Source organism: Streptococcus sp. SCPM-O-B-15304 (M98), assembly GCF_058200215.1.
On the sequence record NZ_JBYQGQ010000044.1, the window covers coordinates 1 to 394 of the forward strand.

The 394-nt window shown below is 49.7% G+C and carries 1 protein-coding gene; it reads left to right on the plus strand.

The window, feature by feature from the left end; all coding sequences use genetic code 11:
• Positions 1-394: hypothetical protein (locus AC3E7H_RS09965; protein WP_490676514.1), on the plus strand; the 394-nt coding region annotated here is incomplete at both ends.

Genomic DNA, 394 nt, shown 5'->3' on the forward strand with positions numbered 1-394 from the left:
CGTACTTGCGCTTGTTGACGCTGATGTGCTTGCTGACGTACTTGCGCTTGTTGACGCTGATGTGCTTGCTGATGTGCTTGCACTTGTTGACGCTGATGTGCTTGCTGACGTACTTGCGCTTGTTGACGCTGACGTACTTGCTGATGTGCTTGCACTTGTTGAAGCTGATGTGCTAGCTGACGTACTTGCACTTGTTGAAGCTGATGTGCTTGCTGATGTGCTTGCTGATGTGCTTGCTGACGTACTTGCGCTTGTTGAAGCTGATGTGCTTGCGCTTGTTGAAGCTGATGTGCTTGCTGATGTACTTGCACTTGTTGAAGCTGATGTGCTAGCTGATGTGCTTGCTGATGTGCTTGCACTTGTTGAAGCTGACGTACTTGCTGATGTGCTTGCG